Source organism: Buttiauxella sp. AC038, assembly GCF_979253565.1.
Window position 1 is genome coordinate 1,837,844 of the sequence record NZ_CEEDCQ010000001.1, and the last position, 16,875, is coordinate 1,854,718.

At 45.6% G+C, this 16,875-nt stretch carries 14 protein-coding genes, 1 tRNA gene and 1 pseudogene; 8 read left to right on the forward strand and 8 right to left on the reverse strand.

Annotated features, from left to right (window positions below; translation table 11 throughout):
- The first annotated feature begins 9 nt into the window (after positions 1-9).
- The gene (locus AC0IXI_RS08770; RefSeq protein WP_471682272.1) at positions 10-1,938 is read left to right on the forward strand and encodes a putative bifunctional diguanylate cyclase/phosphodiesterase; all 1,929 of its coding nucleotides are present in this window, start codon (positions 10-12) and stop codon (positions 1,936-1,938) included.
- 106 nt (positions 1,939-2,044) lie between these two features.
- Here AC0IXI_RS08770 and catA read toward each other — a convergent pair whose 3' ends face one another.
- From catA to AC0IXI_RS08795, 5 genes are all read right to left on the reverse strand, one after another.
- A complete protein-coding gene (catA, locus tag AC0IXI_RS08775) occupies positions 2,045-2,713 on the reverse strand; it encodes a type A chloramphenicol O-acetyltransferase (RefSeq protein ID WP_134185515.1) in 669 nt (222 codons plus the stop codon).
- Positions 2,714-3,154: 441 nt separating this feature from the next.
- Entirely contained in the window at positions 3,155-4,165 is a 1,011-nt protein-coding gene (locus AC0IXI_RS08780; protein WP_120066470.1) for a DUF1214 domain-containing protein, read from the reverse strand.
- Positions 4,166-4,202: 37 nt separating this feature from the next.
- Positions 4,203-4,982, reverse strand: coding sequence for a hypothetical protein (locus AC0IXI_RS08785; protein WP_120066471.1), 780 nt, complete (start codon positions 4,980-4,982; stop codon positions 4,203-4,205).
- 95 nt (positions 4,983-5,077) lie between these two features.
- A complete protein-coding gene (locus tag AC0IXI_RS08790; RefSeq protein ID WP_471682273.1) occupies positions 5,078-6,184 on the reverse strand; it encodes a DUF1254 domain-containing protein in 1,107 nt (368 codons plus the stop codon).
- Positions 6,185-6,243: 59 nt separating this feature from the next.
- On the reverse strand, positions 6,244-7,326 hold the full coding sequence (locus AC0IXI_RS08795) for a DUF1254 domain-containing protein (RefSeq protein ID WP_424222396.1): 1,083 nt from the start codon (positions 7,324-7,326) through the stop codon (positions 6,244-6,246).
- A 305-nt stretch (positions 7,327-7,631) separates the two neighbouring features.
- On the opposite strand from AC0IXI_RS08795, the gene AC0IXI_RS08800 reads away from it, so the two are divergent.
- The 4 genes and pseudogenes from AC0IXI_RS08800 (at position 7,632) to AC0IXI_RS08815 (ending at position 10,632) form a co-directional block, all read left to right on the forward strand.
- Positions 7,632-8,819 (forward strand): OmpP1/FadL family transporter, encoded by a 1,188-nt coding sequence (locus AC0IXI_RS08800; RefSeq protein WP_471682274.1) that lies wholly within the window; start codon positions 7,632-7,634, stop codon positions 8,817-8,819.
- Between the two features lie 141 nt (positions 8,820-8,960).
- Positions 8,961-9,191, forward strand: a pseudogene (locus AC0IXI_RS08805) (glycoside hydrolase); the annotation flags it as partial.
- 551 nt (positions 9,192-9,742) lie between these two features.
- Positions 9,743-10,222 (forward strand): transporter substrate-binding domain-containing protein, encoded by a 480-nt coding sequence (locus AC0IXI_RS08810; protein ID WP_471682275.1) that lies wholly within the window; start codon positions 9,743-9,745, stop codon positions 10,220-10,222.
- Entirely contained in the window at positions 10,210-10,632 is a 423-nt protein-coding gene (locus tag AC0IXI_RS08815) for a hypothetical protein (RefSeq protein WP_471682276.1), read from the forward strand. The genes AC0IXI_RS08810 and AC0IXI_RS08815 overlap by 13 nt, the downstream gene beginning before the upstream one ends.
- Positions 10,633-11,061: 429 nt before the next feature.
- Here AC0IXI_RS08815 and AC0IXI_RS08820 read toward each other — a convergent pair whose 3' ends face one another.
- Positions 11,062-11,760 carry an RluA family pseudouridine synthase gene (locus tag AC0IXI_RS08820; protein WP_413498537.1) on the reverse strand — a complete coding sequence of 233 codons (699 nt, stop codon included), beginning with the start codon at positions 11,758-11,760 and terminating at the stop codon, positions 11,062-11,064.
- Positions 11,761-11,939: 179 nt separating this feature from the next.
- Between AC0IXI_RS08820 and AC0IXI_RS08825 the strand changes: the two genes are divergently transcribed.
- The gene (locus AC0IXI_RS08825; protein WP_166671981.1) at positions 11,940-12,923 is read left to right on the forward strand and encodes a Gfo/Idh/MocA family protein; all 984 of its coding nucleotides are present in this window, start codon (positions 11,940-11,942) and stop codon (positions 12,921-12,923) included.
- A gap of 135 nt (positions 12,924-13,058) precedes the next feature.
- Here the strand turns inward: AC0IXI_RS08825 and AC0IXI_RS08830 are convergent, their stop codons facing one another.
- Both AC0IXI_RS08830 and AC0IXI_RS08835 read right to left on the reverse strand, forming a co-directional pair.
- Complete coding sequence (locus AC0IXI_RS08830; RefSeq protein ID WP_471682277.1) at positions 13,059-13,850, reverse strand: MBL fold metallo-hydrolase; 792 nt, start codon at positions 13,848-13,850, stop codon at positions 13,059-13,061.
- Between the two features lie 209 nt (positions 13,851-14,059).
- Positions 14,060-14,135: transfer RNA gene (locus AC0IXI_RS08835), tRNA-Asn, on the reverse strand.
- Between the two features lie 528 nt (positions 14,136-14,663).
- Here AC0IXI_RS08835 and AC0IXI_RS08840 point away from each other — a divergent pair.
- Together AC0IXI_RS08840 and AC0IXI_RS08845 are read left to right on the forward strand one after the other, a co-directional pair.
- Complete coding sequence (locus tag AC0IXI_RS08840; protein ID WP_471682278.1) at positions 14,664-15,785, forward strand: branched-chain amino acid ABC transporter substrate-binding protein; 1,122 nt, start codon at positions 14,664-14,666, stop codon at positions 15,783-15,785.
- 169 nt (positions 15,786-15,954) lie between these two features.
- Positions 15,955-16,869: an ABC transporter permease subunit gene (locus tag AC0IXI_RS08845; protein ID WP_134185620.1), complete on the forward strand. Its 915-nt coding sequence runs from the start codon at positions 15,955-15,957 to the stop codon at positions 16,867-16,869.
- Positions 16,870-16,875 lie beyond the last annotated feature (6 nt).

The window sequence follows — 16,875 nt, forward strand, 5'->3', positions numbered from 1 at the left end:
AAGACCAACATGAACAGAATTTTGGCTGGCATCATTTGTTTCCTTTTTATATCTACCGGATATATTTCTTTCCTTGTGCATGAAAGGCAACAAGAGTTACAGAAACTGACTCACTACGCCGCTTCGTGGTCTGTTGCACAGATGGTATCAGAGTATTACCGGTTCGAATCGTTGCTTGGTCTTTACACTATCGATGAGACGATGACGCTGGATGATGTACGCATGCGTCTCGACATTATGCTCAGCCAGAGTGATTTAATGAAAGAAGGTGATCTGAGTAATTACATAGAAAGCAATAAAGCCCATCATGCACTGGCTCTACAGCTTGAAAAGACACTTGAGTATCTGGATATTAATCTTGAGAAAATGAACCGCTCAGAACTCCAGGCATACCTGAAAAAAATGCAGACACTTGACCCACAACTGGCTCGTCTGTCGTCCGGCGCTTTAGACAAAGATATCAACACGATTAATGACGCCAACCTCAAAATTAAAACCCTGTACTATATTTACTCAGCGACATCTGTATTGCTGATAATAATGAGTGCGATACTTGGTCTGCTGATATTTTATCAAAACAGAAATATTCTGAAGGCGCATCTTCAGGTAAAGAGTCTTGCTGAAGCACTGCAGGAATCTAAAGAAAAACTGCAAGTCCAGAATGCAAGGTTGGAGTATGACGTCTACCATGACTCTCTGACAGAGATGAATAACCGCCATTTTTTCTGGGGGAATTTAAATGAAACCATCGAAAACGCAGTAAAAAACAATAATTCTGTGAATGTGATGTTGTTTGATTTAGATCGATTCAAGGAGGTCAATGATACGTATGGTCATGATGTCGGTGATACGTTATTACGCCAGATATCACACCGTCTGATTTCTATGTGCCTGGCTTCCGATACGCTTTATCGTTTAGGCGGGGACGAGTTTGCGTTTCTCTCGAGTGGTCTGACGGAGAGCAGTGCCGTTTCACGAGCCCAAAATATATGCGATGCTATCAACCAGCCCTACACTATTTATAATACGATTATCAATATAACCACCAGTGTCGGCATTGTCATCTCAGACACTGAACGCCGCTCCGACTATCTCTATAAATTTGCCGATCTGGCCCTTTATGAAGCCAAAAAAGAAGGCGTTGGTAAGATAAAAGTCTTCCGGCAATGGATGTTAGATAAGCTGCAAGAAAGCCGAACCCTTGAGCATGATATGGCACTGGCGTTAGTGAATAAAGAATTCGTGGTTTACTATCAGCCTATTGTCGATTCTTTCAGCCAGGAAATTTACAGCTATGAAGCCCTTATTCGTTGGATACATCCTCAAAAGGGCCTACTGTCGCCGGACAATTTTATTCCTGTGGCTGAAAAAACAGGAATGATTAACGAGATGGGTAAATCGGTGCTTGAAATGGCCTGCCGGGAAGCCGCTTCCTGGGTTATTCCGGCTAAAATTTCAGTCAATGTCTCTCCTGTCCAGCTAAGCAGTAAAACCTTTGCTGGAATGGTGTTGTCCATTCTGAACGAAACGGGACTTCCCGCGGAGCGTCTTGAACTGGAAGTGACAGAATCCTCTCTCTTTACTGAGAGCAATACGCCGATGAATACGCTTAACAGGCTGCGGGCTCTGGGGGTGAAAATCTCCCTCGATGATTTTGGTACCGGTTATTCTTCTCTTTCGCGCCTGAGCAGGCTTGCCTTCGATAAAATAAAAATAGACAAGTCCTTTGTGAATTCGATATCGACACATGAAGACGCTCTTAATATTATCAGGCTCATCATCGGCATGGCGAAATCCCTCAATATGAAGTCCGTTGCGGAAGGTGTTGAAACACAGGAGCAACTGGAAAGCCTTCAGGTGCTGGGCTGTGATTTCATACAAGGCTATCTGTTTGGTAAACCTCAGCCTTATATAGATGGGAAAACCAGATACGGTTAAATGGAAAATGTTCTTTCTGCCTGGTCATACACCGGAATATCTCCTCCTGGTTAAACGCGATGGAAAAACGACAGGAGTAGCAAACTCCTGTTGCCAGCCCTGTTTTTCAGTTTGCTGCGATGGTGGCTATGCCAACACTCATCTCTTGTAACTCATTGAACAGTCTTGCCACATGGAAACCATCGCACACGGAATGATGTACCTGAATGGCGAGAGGCAACAGTACTTTTCCATCTTGTTCGTAGTATTTTCCAAGAGTGAACATGGGGGCAAAAAAGTTCTGCATGTTAGCAACATTGATATTAAAACTGGTGAAACTTACCCAAGGAATAGCTGATACGAAAAATACATTTTCCCGAGACTCTTCCTTAGGCCAATAAGAAAGGTTATTACCATATTGTGCAACATCTTCTGAATAAACGTCCTGGAAGTGATGAATATTGCCATCGTAATGACTCCATAATGATGAAAAGGTCTCCGTTTCATTATGGAAAATGGTATAGCTTGGATGAATTTCATTCCATATGACAAGCTCATTGTTCTTTATGGCCATACGGAACTCCGCATGACTGTTTACGATTTTTGAGAGGAGAAAAATAATAGTAGGGTAAAATTTCCAGCCAACTTCCCTTATATGTTTTAGCAGCACGGTAATATCTACCAGGACAGTTTGGTTAATTGTACTTTGAGCAAATGACTGGAATACTTCAAAATGCTCCTTCCTTGCCCAACGCGCTAAGTCAACAGGTGTATATTCTGGGGGTGTTTTTTCCATTTTTTAACCTTTGATTGTAAGTTATATATCAGATGTTAGTCTAAGATTTTTATGAATTAAGCAAGAATATAGCACCAAAACCATTTGGGTAGCGAACGCATTTTTGAGAGTAGCGTATTCTTATGCAGGAGGGAAGGGGGTTGGAATATTTTATATATCAGATAGTAAAAGTACATTGCGCAATAAAATAAAAATCGCTCATGATATTTAAAATAGAACTTTCAGAAAACCAGGCTGTATCAAAAGTTAAAATATAAACAGCTGCGAGAAATGGACGGACATCTGGCAAAGTGTTTACCTGTTTTCATGTTTAACTTCCGCTTCTTGCTCACAGCCGCCCGAAAGAGCGCTTAGTGTTAAGAGTCACTCCAACAGAAACACCTGACGCAAAGACATCGGGAATACACAAAGGCCAGTTTTACCTGGCCCGCGTTCACAATCTTATTTCACTTCGACAGGTGTCGGTACGGTATAAGAACCATTAATGACAGACTCCCCAGGGCGATAAATACGCATTCCCAGATACCAGTTATCTCCAGGAGTGGGTAGCCAGTTTTTCTGCGTACCGCAGACCTTTTCAGGACCATAGTAAATAGTGAATTTGCCATCCGGATCGAATTTAATGGTGCGGTTATTCAGAATAGAATTCTCATCGTGCAGGTATTTATCCGCACCATACATCGTGAAGGAGAAGAAACCACCTTCATTGAAATCTGGTTTGCTGTAGGTAGCTTTGTAGCATTTATCCCCGCTCAGACCAAAATCACGATAGAGGTAAACTGCGTCTTCTGCGGGAAGCAAACCGAGCGCGACAGAGGCGCTAAGACGTAGCATTTTCGGGTCAATTTTACCCCGTGCACCTGCGGTGTCATTGAAGTTAGGTAATTTCGCTGCCTCAGCCTGGTACTGTTTACGCAACGTCATCAGGCTGTCTTTATCCCAGTCTACGGGCGTATAAGACTTAACTTTGGTACCTGCAGGCCATTTAACGGTTATTTCATCCTGTAACTTATGGACATAGTCAATATCCTGCGGATCGCCTGGATTCACCTGAGTGCGCACCACGATTGCCGCAAACTCGGTTTTTGATTTTATCTCAAAAGTACCCGGGCCATAAAAGACCTGATCGGTGAAGTCATCATTCTGCATGATCATTGCCGACTGGTAGCGGCCATCTTTTGATTTTGGCAACGTTACCGTCGTGCCATTCGGAACATAGTAGACGCCAAAGGAGTAAATTGTGTCGCGGTTCATGGTCACTGCAGGTTGCTTATCCAGCGGCATCAGTGTGCGATCATGACGGAATTTATTGCTGCCAACGTCGTTAACCACGTTTTGATAAGAAAGGTCAACTTCGGCACGGGCATAGTTTTCTGGGGTAACTGTTTGAGCAGCGTATGCTGAAGAGCCCATTATCAATGTCGTCATCAGTATGGCATTTACTTTTATCATTATGACCTCTGGTATAAGTGAGTAACACGCTTTCGTATCAATTGAACTGAAGGTTCAGACCGGCAAAAACTTGCCAGCGTGGTTGCCCGGGTCCGCGATCGGCAACGGAGCCTTGTGGCTCAATGAAGAAGTTATAAACCGTCTTGCCCTGTTTTATGACCTGCCCCACGCCCAGCCCCAGAGGCACGCCGTAACTGTCATTCTGGAAGTTATAGTTCCAGATAGGTGCAGATCTCAGATAGGTACCGCCGCCCAGTTGATAGAATACAAAGGGCTGGAAAGCGCCGAGGTTTACGTCACTGCGATCCCCTTCCCCGGCAAAGCTGTGCTGCCATGACGCCAGATAACCGTACTGAATTTTGGGTGAACTGGCATCGAAGAGTACGTTAACCAGCCCAGCTGACCATTTTTCGCTGCCGAGAGAATTTTCCGTCGCGGTTGGTGCAGTAAGCTGAGGTCCGAAGCCAAAACTGATGGCAGGATTGCCTGTATCAATCAGATACGCCGTGAAAAGGTTCAGATCACCCAGCCCGGTCTGATGCCCTCCGTCAGGCGGAGAAGGATAGGTGTTAACGGGAAGAGAAGCACGTAACAACCAATTGCTTTCTCCCAGAGAAAAAGGCTGGGCGTAGCGAAACCAGAACTGGTTGGCATCTTTGTCCGTCCCGCTGATATCGCCGATATAGTAGTTCTGCATATTGAATGCAGTCATATTTGCCAGAGGGTTATTTGCCTGTGCGGCATCCGGTGCGTGTTCTTCAGCAGCATGTGCGACCAAAGGCAGAGAAAGTGCAAAAAGTAGTTTTGTTAGATTCACGGACTATGCCTCACCACGGTAATAAATAATTATCGGCGGTCTAACCTGAGGGAGAGAAATACCGTCGACCTGACGATACTTCTCTTAATAGCAGGTTATTTCTGACTAATGACAGGATGATTCTCCTGCATGTCTTTGGAGAATTTAAGAATATCGTCAACGGAATTTGGCAAGTAGGCACGCATTAATGCGTTCCAGTTCTTCGTAGTCTGGAAATTGTTAATCGCCTTGTCGCCACAGTTGAAATGAAGCGTGTAGCTGCCATCTTTATTCGCTTTGGCATGATGTGAATTAATCACAAATGGGTCAGATTTAACCCAGCCTTCAGCATTGTAAACCGTCAAGGACCAGTAACCATTTTTGTCATACTGAACGGGAAGAGGACGTATGGTGGTCGAGCTACATTGTGCATTCTTCGCGCCTTCATCAGCCGGAGCCACTACCCAGTAAAAAGCGTGTTTTGCCGGTAGCCCACCCCAACCGCCAATATTCACTAACTGGTATTGTGGAGTGATAATTTTATCCCCTTTAGAGACAAAACCTTTATAAATCACCGCTTCTTTCGGGCCACGGCGAACAATTTCAGCACGCAGTTTGTTGAAGGAATCAACATCGTATTTCACGTCACTTTTATAGGGTTCAGGTGTGCCCCCAAAACTTACTTTCACCATATCCTGCCGCTTATTCAGTTCTGCTATTCCTTTTTCGTCCAGACTCTTGGGCTGAGTGCGCATGAAGAGATAAACAAAACGACCGTGTGTTAAGTCCGACTGTTTAACGGTGACGGTTTGCCCCGGATAAACCACGGCGATAGTGAAATGATCCTCATCGAAAATATGTACACTCTGATAAAGATCGTAAGCAGGAACTGAAACTGTTAATCCTTCTTTGGTATCGAAAACACCGTACGAATAAATCAAATCGAAATTTGAGCGGATAACCGTCTGATTTTTTAGATCAATACCCTTACGTTCATGGCGGAATTTATTTCCCCCTGACGTTAATGTCTCTGCGGCGAAATATTTGGCTGTTTCGGCTCGGATAAGATTATCCATAGTGACCTTGGCACCGTTGGTCGCGGCGAACGAAGGGTTCTGGGCCGTGACTTGTCCGTCAGCCTGTACACCAGTATCGACGGCAAGTACTGCAGAACTGGTTAGCATGGCGACAGCGATTGCTAAAGCGCGTAATGTTGTTTTCATAGGTATCTTCTTCAGGGTACGAGGAAGACTGAATGCTCAGCCTTCCTCCAGGGAATGAATTACTTCACCGGCTTTGGTTCAGGAAGTTTATATTTATTGTCCTGAATATCCGGGGTTGGGAAATAAACACGTAAAGCCAGTGTCCAGTTATCCGTTGGCGAAATAAGCAAATTTTGTGCGTCTTTTCCGCAGGTTTGCTCAGTACCATAATGCATGGTGAACGTTTTTCCGCCCGAATCGAGTTTCAGTTCTTTGTTAGAAAGACTGGACCCTTTTTCGTTATGCAGGTAAAGGTCATCACCGTAAATCGTCAGGGAATAAAAACCGAGATCGGGTTTTGCCATTCCCGGAACCTGATAGGTCGCGGTATAGCAGGTATTTTTATCCACCTTATAGGTATTAAATGAGTACCAGGCATCTTTGTCAGGCAGTAATCCCGTGGCCACTGCCGCACCGATATTCACATCCTCTTGCGGATAATCACCACGTGGGCCGGACGTTTTACTGACGCCACGTTTATCTGCGAGCTGGCGATAATGGGCCTGAAGTTTTTTCAGCTCATCTGTGTTCCAGTCAATCATCTTGAACGCTTTTGGCGTGTATCCGTCCGGGAAGGTGACCTTATATTCATCCTGGATGACATGTGCTTTCTGGATGTCAGCCGGATCGTTTGGATTCACCTGAGTTCGAATATTCAGAACCAGGAAATGAGTCGCTTTGTCAGGGTCAATTTTGTAATCGCCTGCGCCGTAATACACATGTTCAGTAGTGTGATCATGATCCATGACGTGCAGAGAAATATACCGACCATCCCCTTCAGGAACGTGAACTGTCGCACCGTGAGAAGCATCAATAATGGCAAAAGAATAGAGAGTATCGCGGTTCATTAATACCGCAGGCTGCTTATCAATCTCCATTGGCATACGGTGGTGATAAAACTTATTCGTTGCACCATGTTTCACTTCTTCGTTCATCGCCACGTCGAGTTCGGCAAAGGCATAGTTTTCAGGGGTGACACTGACATCCTTTTTCCCAACAAGCGTCGTTTCGAGTTCGCGGACCTTATCAAGACTGATAGCGTCCGCAGCCCATGCATTACTGGCACACAAAGCCAGCATACTCAGACAAAGTACCTTTTTCATAAAATTGCAGCCTCCGGGGCTGGGAATGTTATTGAAAATAGTAGTTTAGATTTGAGATTTTACATTTGATATTTCCACAAAGAGGGAAATAACACGTTAAAGCTGGATGTAAATATGCGGTTTGCCTGGCGATGAATGCCTCTTCGCTAACGCGCTGGAAACAGGGCTAGTGGTTATTTAATCGCTTCAGTTATGAAATCGTTATTGCAGGGATGAGCATCGTAATAGTGGATATTTGAATGGCGTAATCTACGCTGTTATTAGCATTAACTATTTCAATAATGACAATAATAATCAGGTGGCAAATGAAAAAACCGATGTTGATTTGTCTCGGTCTGTTTTTCTCGCAGACAACCCATGCGAGCGCGCTCTATTTTTACGAGATAGGTACCGAAGATACGGCTCTGGCGGGAGCGGGGCAGGCCGCGCGTGCTCAGGACGCTTCCACTATAGTGACCAATCCGGCAGGGATGACACGGCTACCGGAGCATATGTTTACCGGCGGATTACAGGCAATGAATGGTGATGTCTCTTACTCACTTGAGGATGAGACTGGCCGTAAAAGCCCGGGCAATATCATGCAGTTATTTCCTAACGCCAGTGCGTTCTATACGCAAAAGGTTAATGACGATCTCTACGCGGGGATTGGGCTCTACGGTAACTATGGGCTAAGCATTGATTTTGGTAACTGGCAGGGAGATCGCCTGATTAAGAAAAGCACTATGGTTGCCATGACGCTGAGCCCCTCGGTAGCCTATAAACTCAATGACAGGCTCTCCGTGGGCGGATCTGTCAACGCTAACTACGGTTTCCTTTCGCTAACGCGTAACGTCGGGGAAAACGATGAAAAACAGCAAGATCACGACTGGGCAATGAGTTATCGTCTCGGCCTGCTGATGGAGCTGACCGATCAAACCCGCGCCGGTCTCACCTGGACCAGTCAAACCAAATACAATTTTGATATTGACGGTAAAGTCCGGCTCCCGAACTTGCCCAATGTAGAATATGACCTGCCCATTTCTGCGCAGGTGAGGGCTCCACAGCAAATTATGCTGAGTCTGGTACATGACATAAATAAACAGTGGTCTGTGATGGGGGATCTTGGCTGGCAGGACTGGAGCCAGTTCGGTGCGCCGCAGATAACTGTATCAAGCCGGGATCTCGATAAAAACAGCCGTCTGAAAGACTCCTGGCACACGGCTCTGGGTGCGCAGTTTCGCCCGACGGAGCAGTGGCGTTTAAACGCAGGCGTTGCTTTTGACAGTACGGTTTACGATTCACAGAGTGACGTCGCACTCACGTTACCCACCGGTGACGAGTGGCGTTTTGCTACTGGTGCGCAATACCAAATCACTCAGCAAAGTAACATTGGGGTTGCCGCGTCATATCTGCATATGCAGTCCTCGCACGTACAATCTCCTGCACTTTACAAAGGTAGTTATGATGATCCTTACTTTTGGTTCGCCAACGTAAACTACAGTTATCAGTTCTAATACGTGCTGATGCATTAAGCCTGAATATGCAAACTTCTTTAGTCGTAATATGGAAAGTCGAGTGCCGAGCTGTGACACTCTCACCGTTATTAGCCATGAGCTATACGTTATGGTTTCGTACAGTAAGCTACAGTTGTATTCGAGCCGCGCTATTTACTCCCTCTGAATCAGACTGTTTTTTATGATGCAGTAATCGCCATGCATAACTGGACCTGTGATCATCTCAAATTCAGCGGTGTCAAAACTACGCGCTTAGCTGCCCAGGGAGGTCTTGCTGGCGGCTTTGTGCCAAGAGCGGAATATTCGCGCCTATTAATAGATGGCCAAATTCACTATGACACAACATTGAGGGCTTCCCTTTTAAACAACTAAACCTATTGACTCCGCCCTCATTGCTTCCGTTTTGGATGACCACCCACCAGTGGATAGGTTATTCAGAATACCTACACCGACTTAAAGGCAAAACAGATATTTCTGTTATCCCGCTTGTACAGAAAGTGGAAGTGTACGCTAACAGACGGATCCATGAGCCAGTCTGAACATCAATGTCCCGGAAAGCTAAGATATTGTATGTTTACCCGCCTCGTTGGCCATCAAAATAAAACGAGAAAATCAGTTTGAAGGGAAAGAGTTAGCATTGCATATATAAAAATTCCCACCGTTTCTGTTAACATAGCGCTCTATAAATAGAGTGGAAACTGAGCAGGGAAATAACAAATAGATATATTTTGATTTAAATGCCATCAATTTCAGAGTGTTTATTTTAACATTTTTTTAAAAGCTTAACTATAGGGATAACATTTTCAATGACACATTAATAATGTTTAATGTATTACCGTTTATTGAAAGATGTTACATTTAAGCGTTTCCATTGCAAATGGATATACTAATTCAAATTCCCGTGAAGTAAAGGCTTGTTAAGTATGTTGATGAAATGTAGTCATGTGGTAATAGCTATTTTTTTGTTCTTCTCTCATGGGGTTGAGGCAAAAAATATCATAGAAAATATCAGGGAAACGCACACAATAAATATTTCATACATAGATGATCAATACCCTTTTTCATATACTCTCATGGAGAAACCAGTTGGAATGGCTATCGACTTATGTAGGAAAGTTGCCAGCCATATAGCAAATGATTTAGGTATAAAAACTCTTAATATAAAATGGATTAAAACTAATCCGGCAGCCAGGTTTCAGATGGTACTCAATCACAAATCTGACATTGAGTGCTCTAACCTTACTGATACTCCAACAAGAAGGGCAAGACTGTTATTTTCAGAACCTTTTTTCTACTCATCAACAGCTTATATCTATCATAAGAAAGCGCATTTAGAAAAAAAGAACTGCTTTCAGGACATACAGTTTTTGTTACTTCAGGTGGCGTTGCTATGCCAGAAGTAACTCTTCTGAATGCCGAATTGCATTACTCATTTTTTATTCACTTATCACAGTCATCTGTTTCAGGATTTCACAACATGGAAAATAATGATAATTCTGTGTTTGTTGGGGATGATATTTTGCTTTACTCCTTAATGTCGAAGTATTCTACGGCTGGAGAATATGAAATCTCAAGCGATAGATTGAGTGAAGTTCAGCCTTTTGCATTAGTTTCAGCAAAGGGGTCAATATATTTGCAGGAAAAAACCAATGAGACATTACATGATTTATTTGATAGTGGCGAGTTTGAAAAGATATATAAAAAATGGTTCTTAACTCCCATTCCACCTGAAAATGTTTTATTGAACGTGCCACTTTCTACTCATTTGAGAAATGATATTGCGCGAGTACAACATATCCGCAGACGTAAATGAATCCTCAACCCAATAAATTGATAAAGACGTCGACTTCAACGAAGTACATCGTTTCCATGTAAGAAACCTGTAAACAGTTGGCCCAGATATTCACTCATCTACACACCAGATAAACTATATAAAATATAAAAAAGGTGGGTGTCTGTTGGGTGACAAACCAGAAGATGAATGCCGTACAGCTCTCGCTTCTGGGATTTACAAAGTTAATTGACATGAAGCAACGGGAACTGCCTAAGTTTATTATATGCTCTGAAATGAAAACTAATTCGTGGGACAGTTTTCTTTCCATTGTAGATTGCTAGATGAAAGGCCGAGAAAAACGCTAGACTATGAATCACCCGCAGAGCGGTTCAATAAGTGTGTTGCATCCATCGGTTGAACTCACAGCTCATAGCAGACGCAAATCTAGTTTAACGAGTGTTAATACCCTCAAAACAAACTCTCATTCCGCGCTCTAATCCACTCCCCACTAACCGGATGAACAAAATGCAGTTCGCTGGCGTGCAGCATCAGCCGTGGAGTCTGTTCAGTACCTGGTAGCAAAAGTCCGCCATACAGGTCACAGCCCAAAATAGGGTGGCCCAACTGCTGGCAATGGATGCGCAGTTGATGAGTACGCCCTGTTTCCGGGGTTAGCTCAACTCGTGTTAATGGCAGTAGCGTCCCATCTTCCAGTTCGCGATAAAAGCGTTCAATGACGCGATAGCCGGAACGTGCAGGCTTGCCATTGATTGCACAAATCGACATCAGCGGGAAGATCGCCGGATCTTTGGCAATCGGCGCATCTATCACCCCTTCATTTTCGCTCAGATGCCCGCAGAGCAGTGCGCTGTACACTTTGGTCACCGCACGCTGGCTGAATTGCTGGCAAAGGGCTGCATTGATAACCTTATTAAGGGCAATCACCATCAGCCCGGAAGTGCCGAAATCCAGGCGATGGACCAGCGTGCAGCCAGGGAATATTTGCACCAGCCGGTGGTGCACCGAGTCCAGGTTTCGCGGGTTTTTCCCCGACAGACTGAGCAACCCGCTGGGCTTATTGATCAGCACCAGGTGCTCATCCTGATAGAGAACCTCTATCTTGTCATGGCACGCAGGGGCAATAAAGGTATCGATAATCGTAGACATCAGGCTGCCTGGAGGGTGAGTGGGAGCGGATGATAACGAATTTTAAACCGTCAGGCGAATCTGGCTATTCGCCTTGTCATGCAGATTGGCTATGTGATTCCGATTTTCGAATAACTCGTTGAAACTGATGTGGCTCGGCGTTATTTTTTACAACATCAAAACAGTTAATGGTCATTAAAATGAAAAAAATCCGTTGGGGCATCATTGGTACAGGAACGATTGCTAAAAAATTCGCCGGGACTCTGGGTTACTTATCAGATGAGTGCGAATTTGTTGGTGTGGCATCACGTTCCATTGAAAATGCAGAGGCTTTTGCTACGCAATATGGTGCGAAGAAGGCATTTGGCAGTTATCTGGAACTGGCACAGAGCGCTGATATAGATGCAGTGTATATCGCAACACCGCACAACTCGCACTATGAAAATAGCTTGCTGTGCTTAAAAAATAATAAACATGTGTTATGTGAAAAAAGTTTCACGATTGATGTAAGCCAGGCTGAGCATTTATTTAAACAAGCATCTGATAATGGCTTGTTTATTATGGAAGCATTCTGGACGAAATTCTTACCAGCATATGCTGAAATACATAAAATTTTAAACAGTGGTCAACTGGGCGATGTAGTGAATATCGCCGCAGATTTTGGTATTAACCCGCCGGGAAGCAGAAATGATCGTAAAATAAACCCTGAATTGGCTGGGGGCGCACTTTATGATGTGGGAATTTACGTTATTGGTATTACCTGCATGCTGTTGGGGTATAAGCCTGAACGCGTGGTGTCCAATGCCGTGTTATCAGAAGGTGGCGTCGACCTGTCAAGTTTCTACTATATGCAGTATGAAAAAGGGCAAGTTGCTTTGCTAAGCTCATCGGTAGAAGCGTTGTCGCGCCAGCAAGCGGTTATTCAATGTAAGAATGGCTATATTGTTATCGACACACCTCATGCGGCAAATGGTTTTACTGTTTACCAGAATGACAATAAAAAAGAGTATCACTTCCCGTTTGATTTCGATGGCTTTGAATATCAATTAAGGCACACCAACAATTGTATTCGTCAGGGAAAAACGGCAAGTGACGTAATGAAACCGCAAGACACAATCGCCGTATTAAAAATCATGGATAATATGCGTAAAGAATGGGGCATGAAATTCCCATTTGAAATCTAGTTTTGCCCACAGGAACAAAATCCGGAAGTGAGTCTTCATTTCCGGACTCTGCATCGCCCGCCAGGTTTAACGATAAGCACCCGATGAATTTCCCAACAACGATTTTTAAACCAGCTTTCGAATCTGGCTACATCGTTAACTGAGGCAGGCAATATACTTTTCGCCTGAACGGCGCACTATCTCATCGGCATTTTTTGCGATCTCCTTTCCTTCAAACGCGCCATAGAGTTTCGAAAATTTCACGCCGCTCAGCTGGCTGATGATGTTGCCGACCGTCACTGCTGGCAGCGGTAGCATATTCGGGTAGCTCCACATGAAGGAGACCGCATCCGCGCCAGGGGTGACTTGAACGGTGTCCCCACAAAGCAGCATTCCTTCGTCTTGTGCCCAGTGCAGGACGCTGCTGCCGGCGAAGTGCCCACCGAGTCGTAATACAGTGACGTTTGTGCCCAGTTTAAGGGTGTCGCCTTCCCAAAGTGTAATCCATGGACTGTCGCGCATGATCCACTTGCTATCGCTGGCATGAAGGTAAATCGGGGCTTCAAACTCGGCGGCCCAATCCTGCATGGTGCTGTAGAAATGAGGATGCGATATGGCGATAGCTTTGAGACCGCCCAGTGAATGAATCAGCGTTTTTGTTGCGTCGTCGAGTGTGGCAATGCAATCCCACAGAATATTGCCCTCCGGCATTCTCAGAAGAAAAGCGCGTTGACCGATCGCAAACTCAGGCACGGTTTGAATGCTGAAGAGGTGGGTTTCATGTTGTTTCCACGAATTGGTATGTGAACTAAAAAGGCTGTCACAATCGACCCATTGCTGCCCCGTTACTGGCAGATACTGGCGTTCATCTTTGCAGATTTTGCAATGTTCTGGATGGAAACCGCTGGCCTCATAAGATGTGCCGCAAGCTTTGCATAACGTGATCATTGAGTCGTCCTCTCTATTCTGGTTAAGCCAGTTTTAAAGGGAGCAGTGTGAAAGGGTAGTATCTGCATGACTGCTCTGGTGTCTTTTAAAACACAATCAGCCTGGCACACAGGTACATCAGGATGTGCCCGTTAGTGCTGCCAGAGAATTATCAAAACCCACAAAAACAAAAAAGCCCGCTTAAGTTTCCTTAAGCGGGCTCTCGAATTTGGCTCCTCTGACTGGACTCGAACCAGTGACATACGGATTAACAGTCCGCCGTTCTACCGACTGAACTACAGAGGAATCGGTTAACGGGGCGCATATTAGCGATTCGGGAGGGGCATGTCAAAGGGTTCGCGAAAAAGTTTTTCGTTTGCTCTTTTTATGTTCAACTTGTTGAGTATTAAGGCGAATTTGTCTTATCTGCAATCAGTGTATGCAAATCACGCATCGAGCTATTTCTCTGCTGAATATTAACCATCATTTATATGCGGACTATATTGGTGCAAAGGCGTATGAATTTTGTACATCACTGCTTTATTGTTAACCAGATGTGATCCCCGCTGTAATTTCACTGCAAGGTGCCGGAGCGCTTAAAACGGCGCTCTATACTCAAATAAGTCTGAACCAGGCAACCGGTAACCAAATCTGGCAACCATTTTGCTTAATGTTCAAGGCCGTGAAAATCGTAAGGAAACCCCGTATGGAAACCTCGCTGTAACCCACAGGAAATTGACTGGATAGTGCATTTTGTTCGCGTTTTTGCTTTTGAAAATGGCTCTTACACCGTTTTGCATAAACCTCTTTGCTGATTTGCTAAGGAACATACAAATGTCGCTGAAATTGATCAGAAGTCCTCTTTCTCTGGTGTTGGCTGGTTGTCTGGTAACGGCGTTTTCCGCCCATGCCGATATTGTCATCGGTGTCGCAGGGCCGTTTACCGGGCCGAACGCGACCTATGGCGATCAGTACTGGCATGGCGCGACTCAGGCCGCCGAAGATATTAATGCTGCTGGTGGGATTAATGGTGAAAAAATCAAACTGGTCCAGGGCGATGACGCTTGCGAACCTAAACAAGCGGTCTCCGTAGCTAACCGTCTGGTGGATCAGGATAAAGTGAAAGCCGTGGTCGGCCACTTCTGTTCATCGTCTACCATGCCTGCCTCTGAGGTTTACAACGACGCGGGTATTCTTGCTATCACCCCGGGGTCGACCAACCCGCTTATCACCGAGCGCAAGATGAGCGATATGTTCCGCATGTGCGGGCGTGATGACCAGCAAGGGAAGGTCGCCAGCGATTTCATTATCGATAAGCTCAAAGCCAAACGTGTGGTGATTATTCACGATAAAGACACTTACGGGCAGGGGCTTGCAGATGCCACCAAAACGGCACTCGCAAAACGCGGCGTCAATGATGTGATGTACGAAGGCTTGTCGCGCGGTGAAAAAGACTTTAACGCACTGGTCACCAAAATCGGTGCGCAAAAACCAGACGTGGTGTTCTTCGGCGGTTGCCACCCGGAAGCGGGGCCGCTGGTGCGCCAGATGCGTGAGCAGGGCGTGCAGGCGAAATTCTTCTCCGGCGACTGCATCGTGAATGAAGAGATGGTGACTGCGGCAGGCGGCCCACAATACACCAATGGTATTTACATGACCTTCGGTAAAGATCCTCGCTTAATCCCTGATGGCAAAGCGGTAATCGACAAATTCCGCGCCAGTAAATTTGAACCGGAAGGTTACACCCTCTATTCCTACGCTTCTGTTCAGGCGATTGCTGCGGCATTTAAAGCCACTGGCGGCACAGATTCAGCCAAAGCCAGTGCCTGGCTAAAAGCAAACCCGGTGGATACCGTGATGGGCAAAAAAGCCTGGGATGATAAAGGCGACCTGAAAGTGTCCGATTACGTGGTTTATCAGTGGGATGATAAGGGCAAATACAAAGAGGTTCAGTAAGGCTATTTTATTTGCCATTTTGAACCCGGGCTGTGCTCAGAATCCTCACGTACTTCATGTACGCTCCGGTTCTTCCGCGCAGGCCGTGTCCAAACTGGCTGCAACAATTACGCCTTATTAATTCTGGCTGCGTCGTTATCGGCGCAGTCACAAAAGAGATTGCCTATCTATGGACGCATTCTTCCTGCAACAATTGATCAATGGCGTAACGCTAGGTTCCGTCTACGGGTTGATAGCCATTGGCTACACCATGGTTTACGGCATTATTGGCATGATTAACTTCGCTCACGGCGAAGTGTATATGATCTCCGCATATCTGTGCGCCATCGGGCTTGCGCTGTTGTCGTACTTTGGTTTGCAGTCGTTTCCTTTACTCATTCTCGGCACGCTGGTGTTCACCATTGTGGTAACGGGCGTTTACGGCTGGACTATTGAGCGCATCGCCTATAAACCGCTGCGCAACTCCACACGTTTAGCGCCGCTGATTTCCGCCATCGGTATGTCGCTAATCCTGCAAAACTACGCACAAATCAGTCAGGGGCCGCGCCAGCAGGGGATCCCAACCATGCTTGATGGTGTGTTCCGTTTCCATATTGGCGATGGTTTTGTGCAAATCACTTACACCAAAGTGTTCATTTTGATTGCCTCGTTTGCTGGCATGTTGCTGCTCACCTGGATTATCGGCAATACCAAACTGGGGCGCATGTGCCGGGCCGTGCAGCAAGACCGCAAAATGGCCTCGATATTGGGGATTAACACCGACCGCATTATCTCCATAGTGTTTGTGATTGGCGCCTCGATGGCCGGGCTTGCCGGGGTGCTGATCACCATGAACTACGGCACTTTCGATTTTTACGCCGGTTTTATTATTGGCATTAAAGCCTTCACGGCGGCGGTACTGGGCGGGATTGGTTCATTACCCGGCGCAATGCTTGGCGGGCTGATTCTTGGCATTGCCGAGGCGCAATTCTCGGGCATGGTGAATTCTGATTACAAAGATGTGTTCTCGTTTGGGTTGCTGGTCGTGATCCTCATTTTCCGTCCTCAGGGGCTGCTTGGCCGACCTATCGTTGCCAAAGTGTGAGGGAGC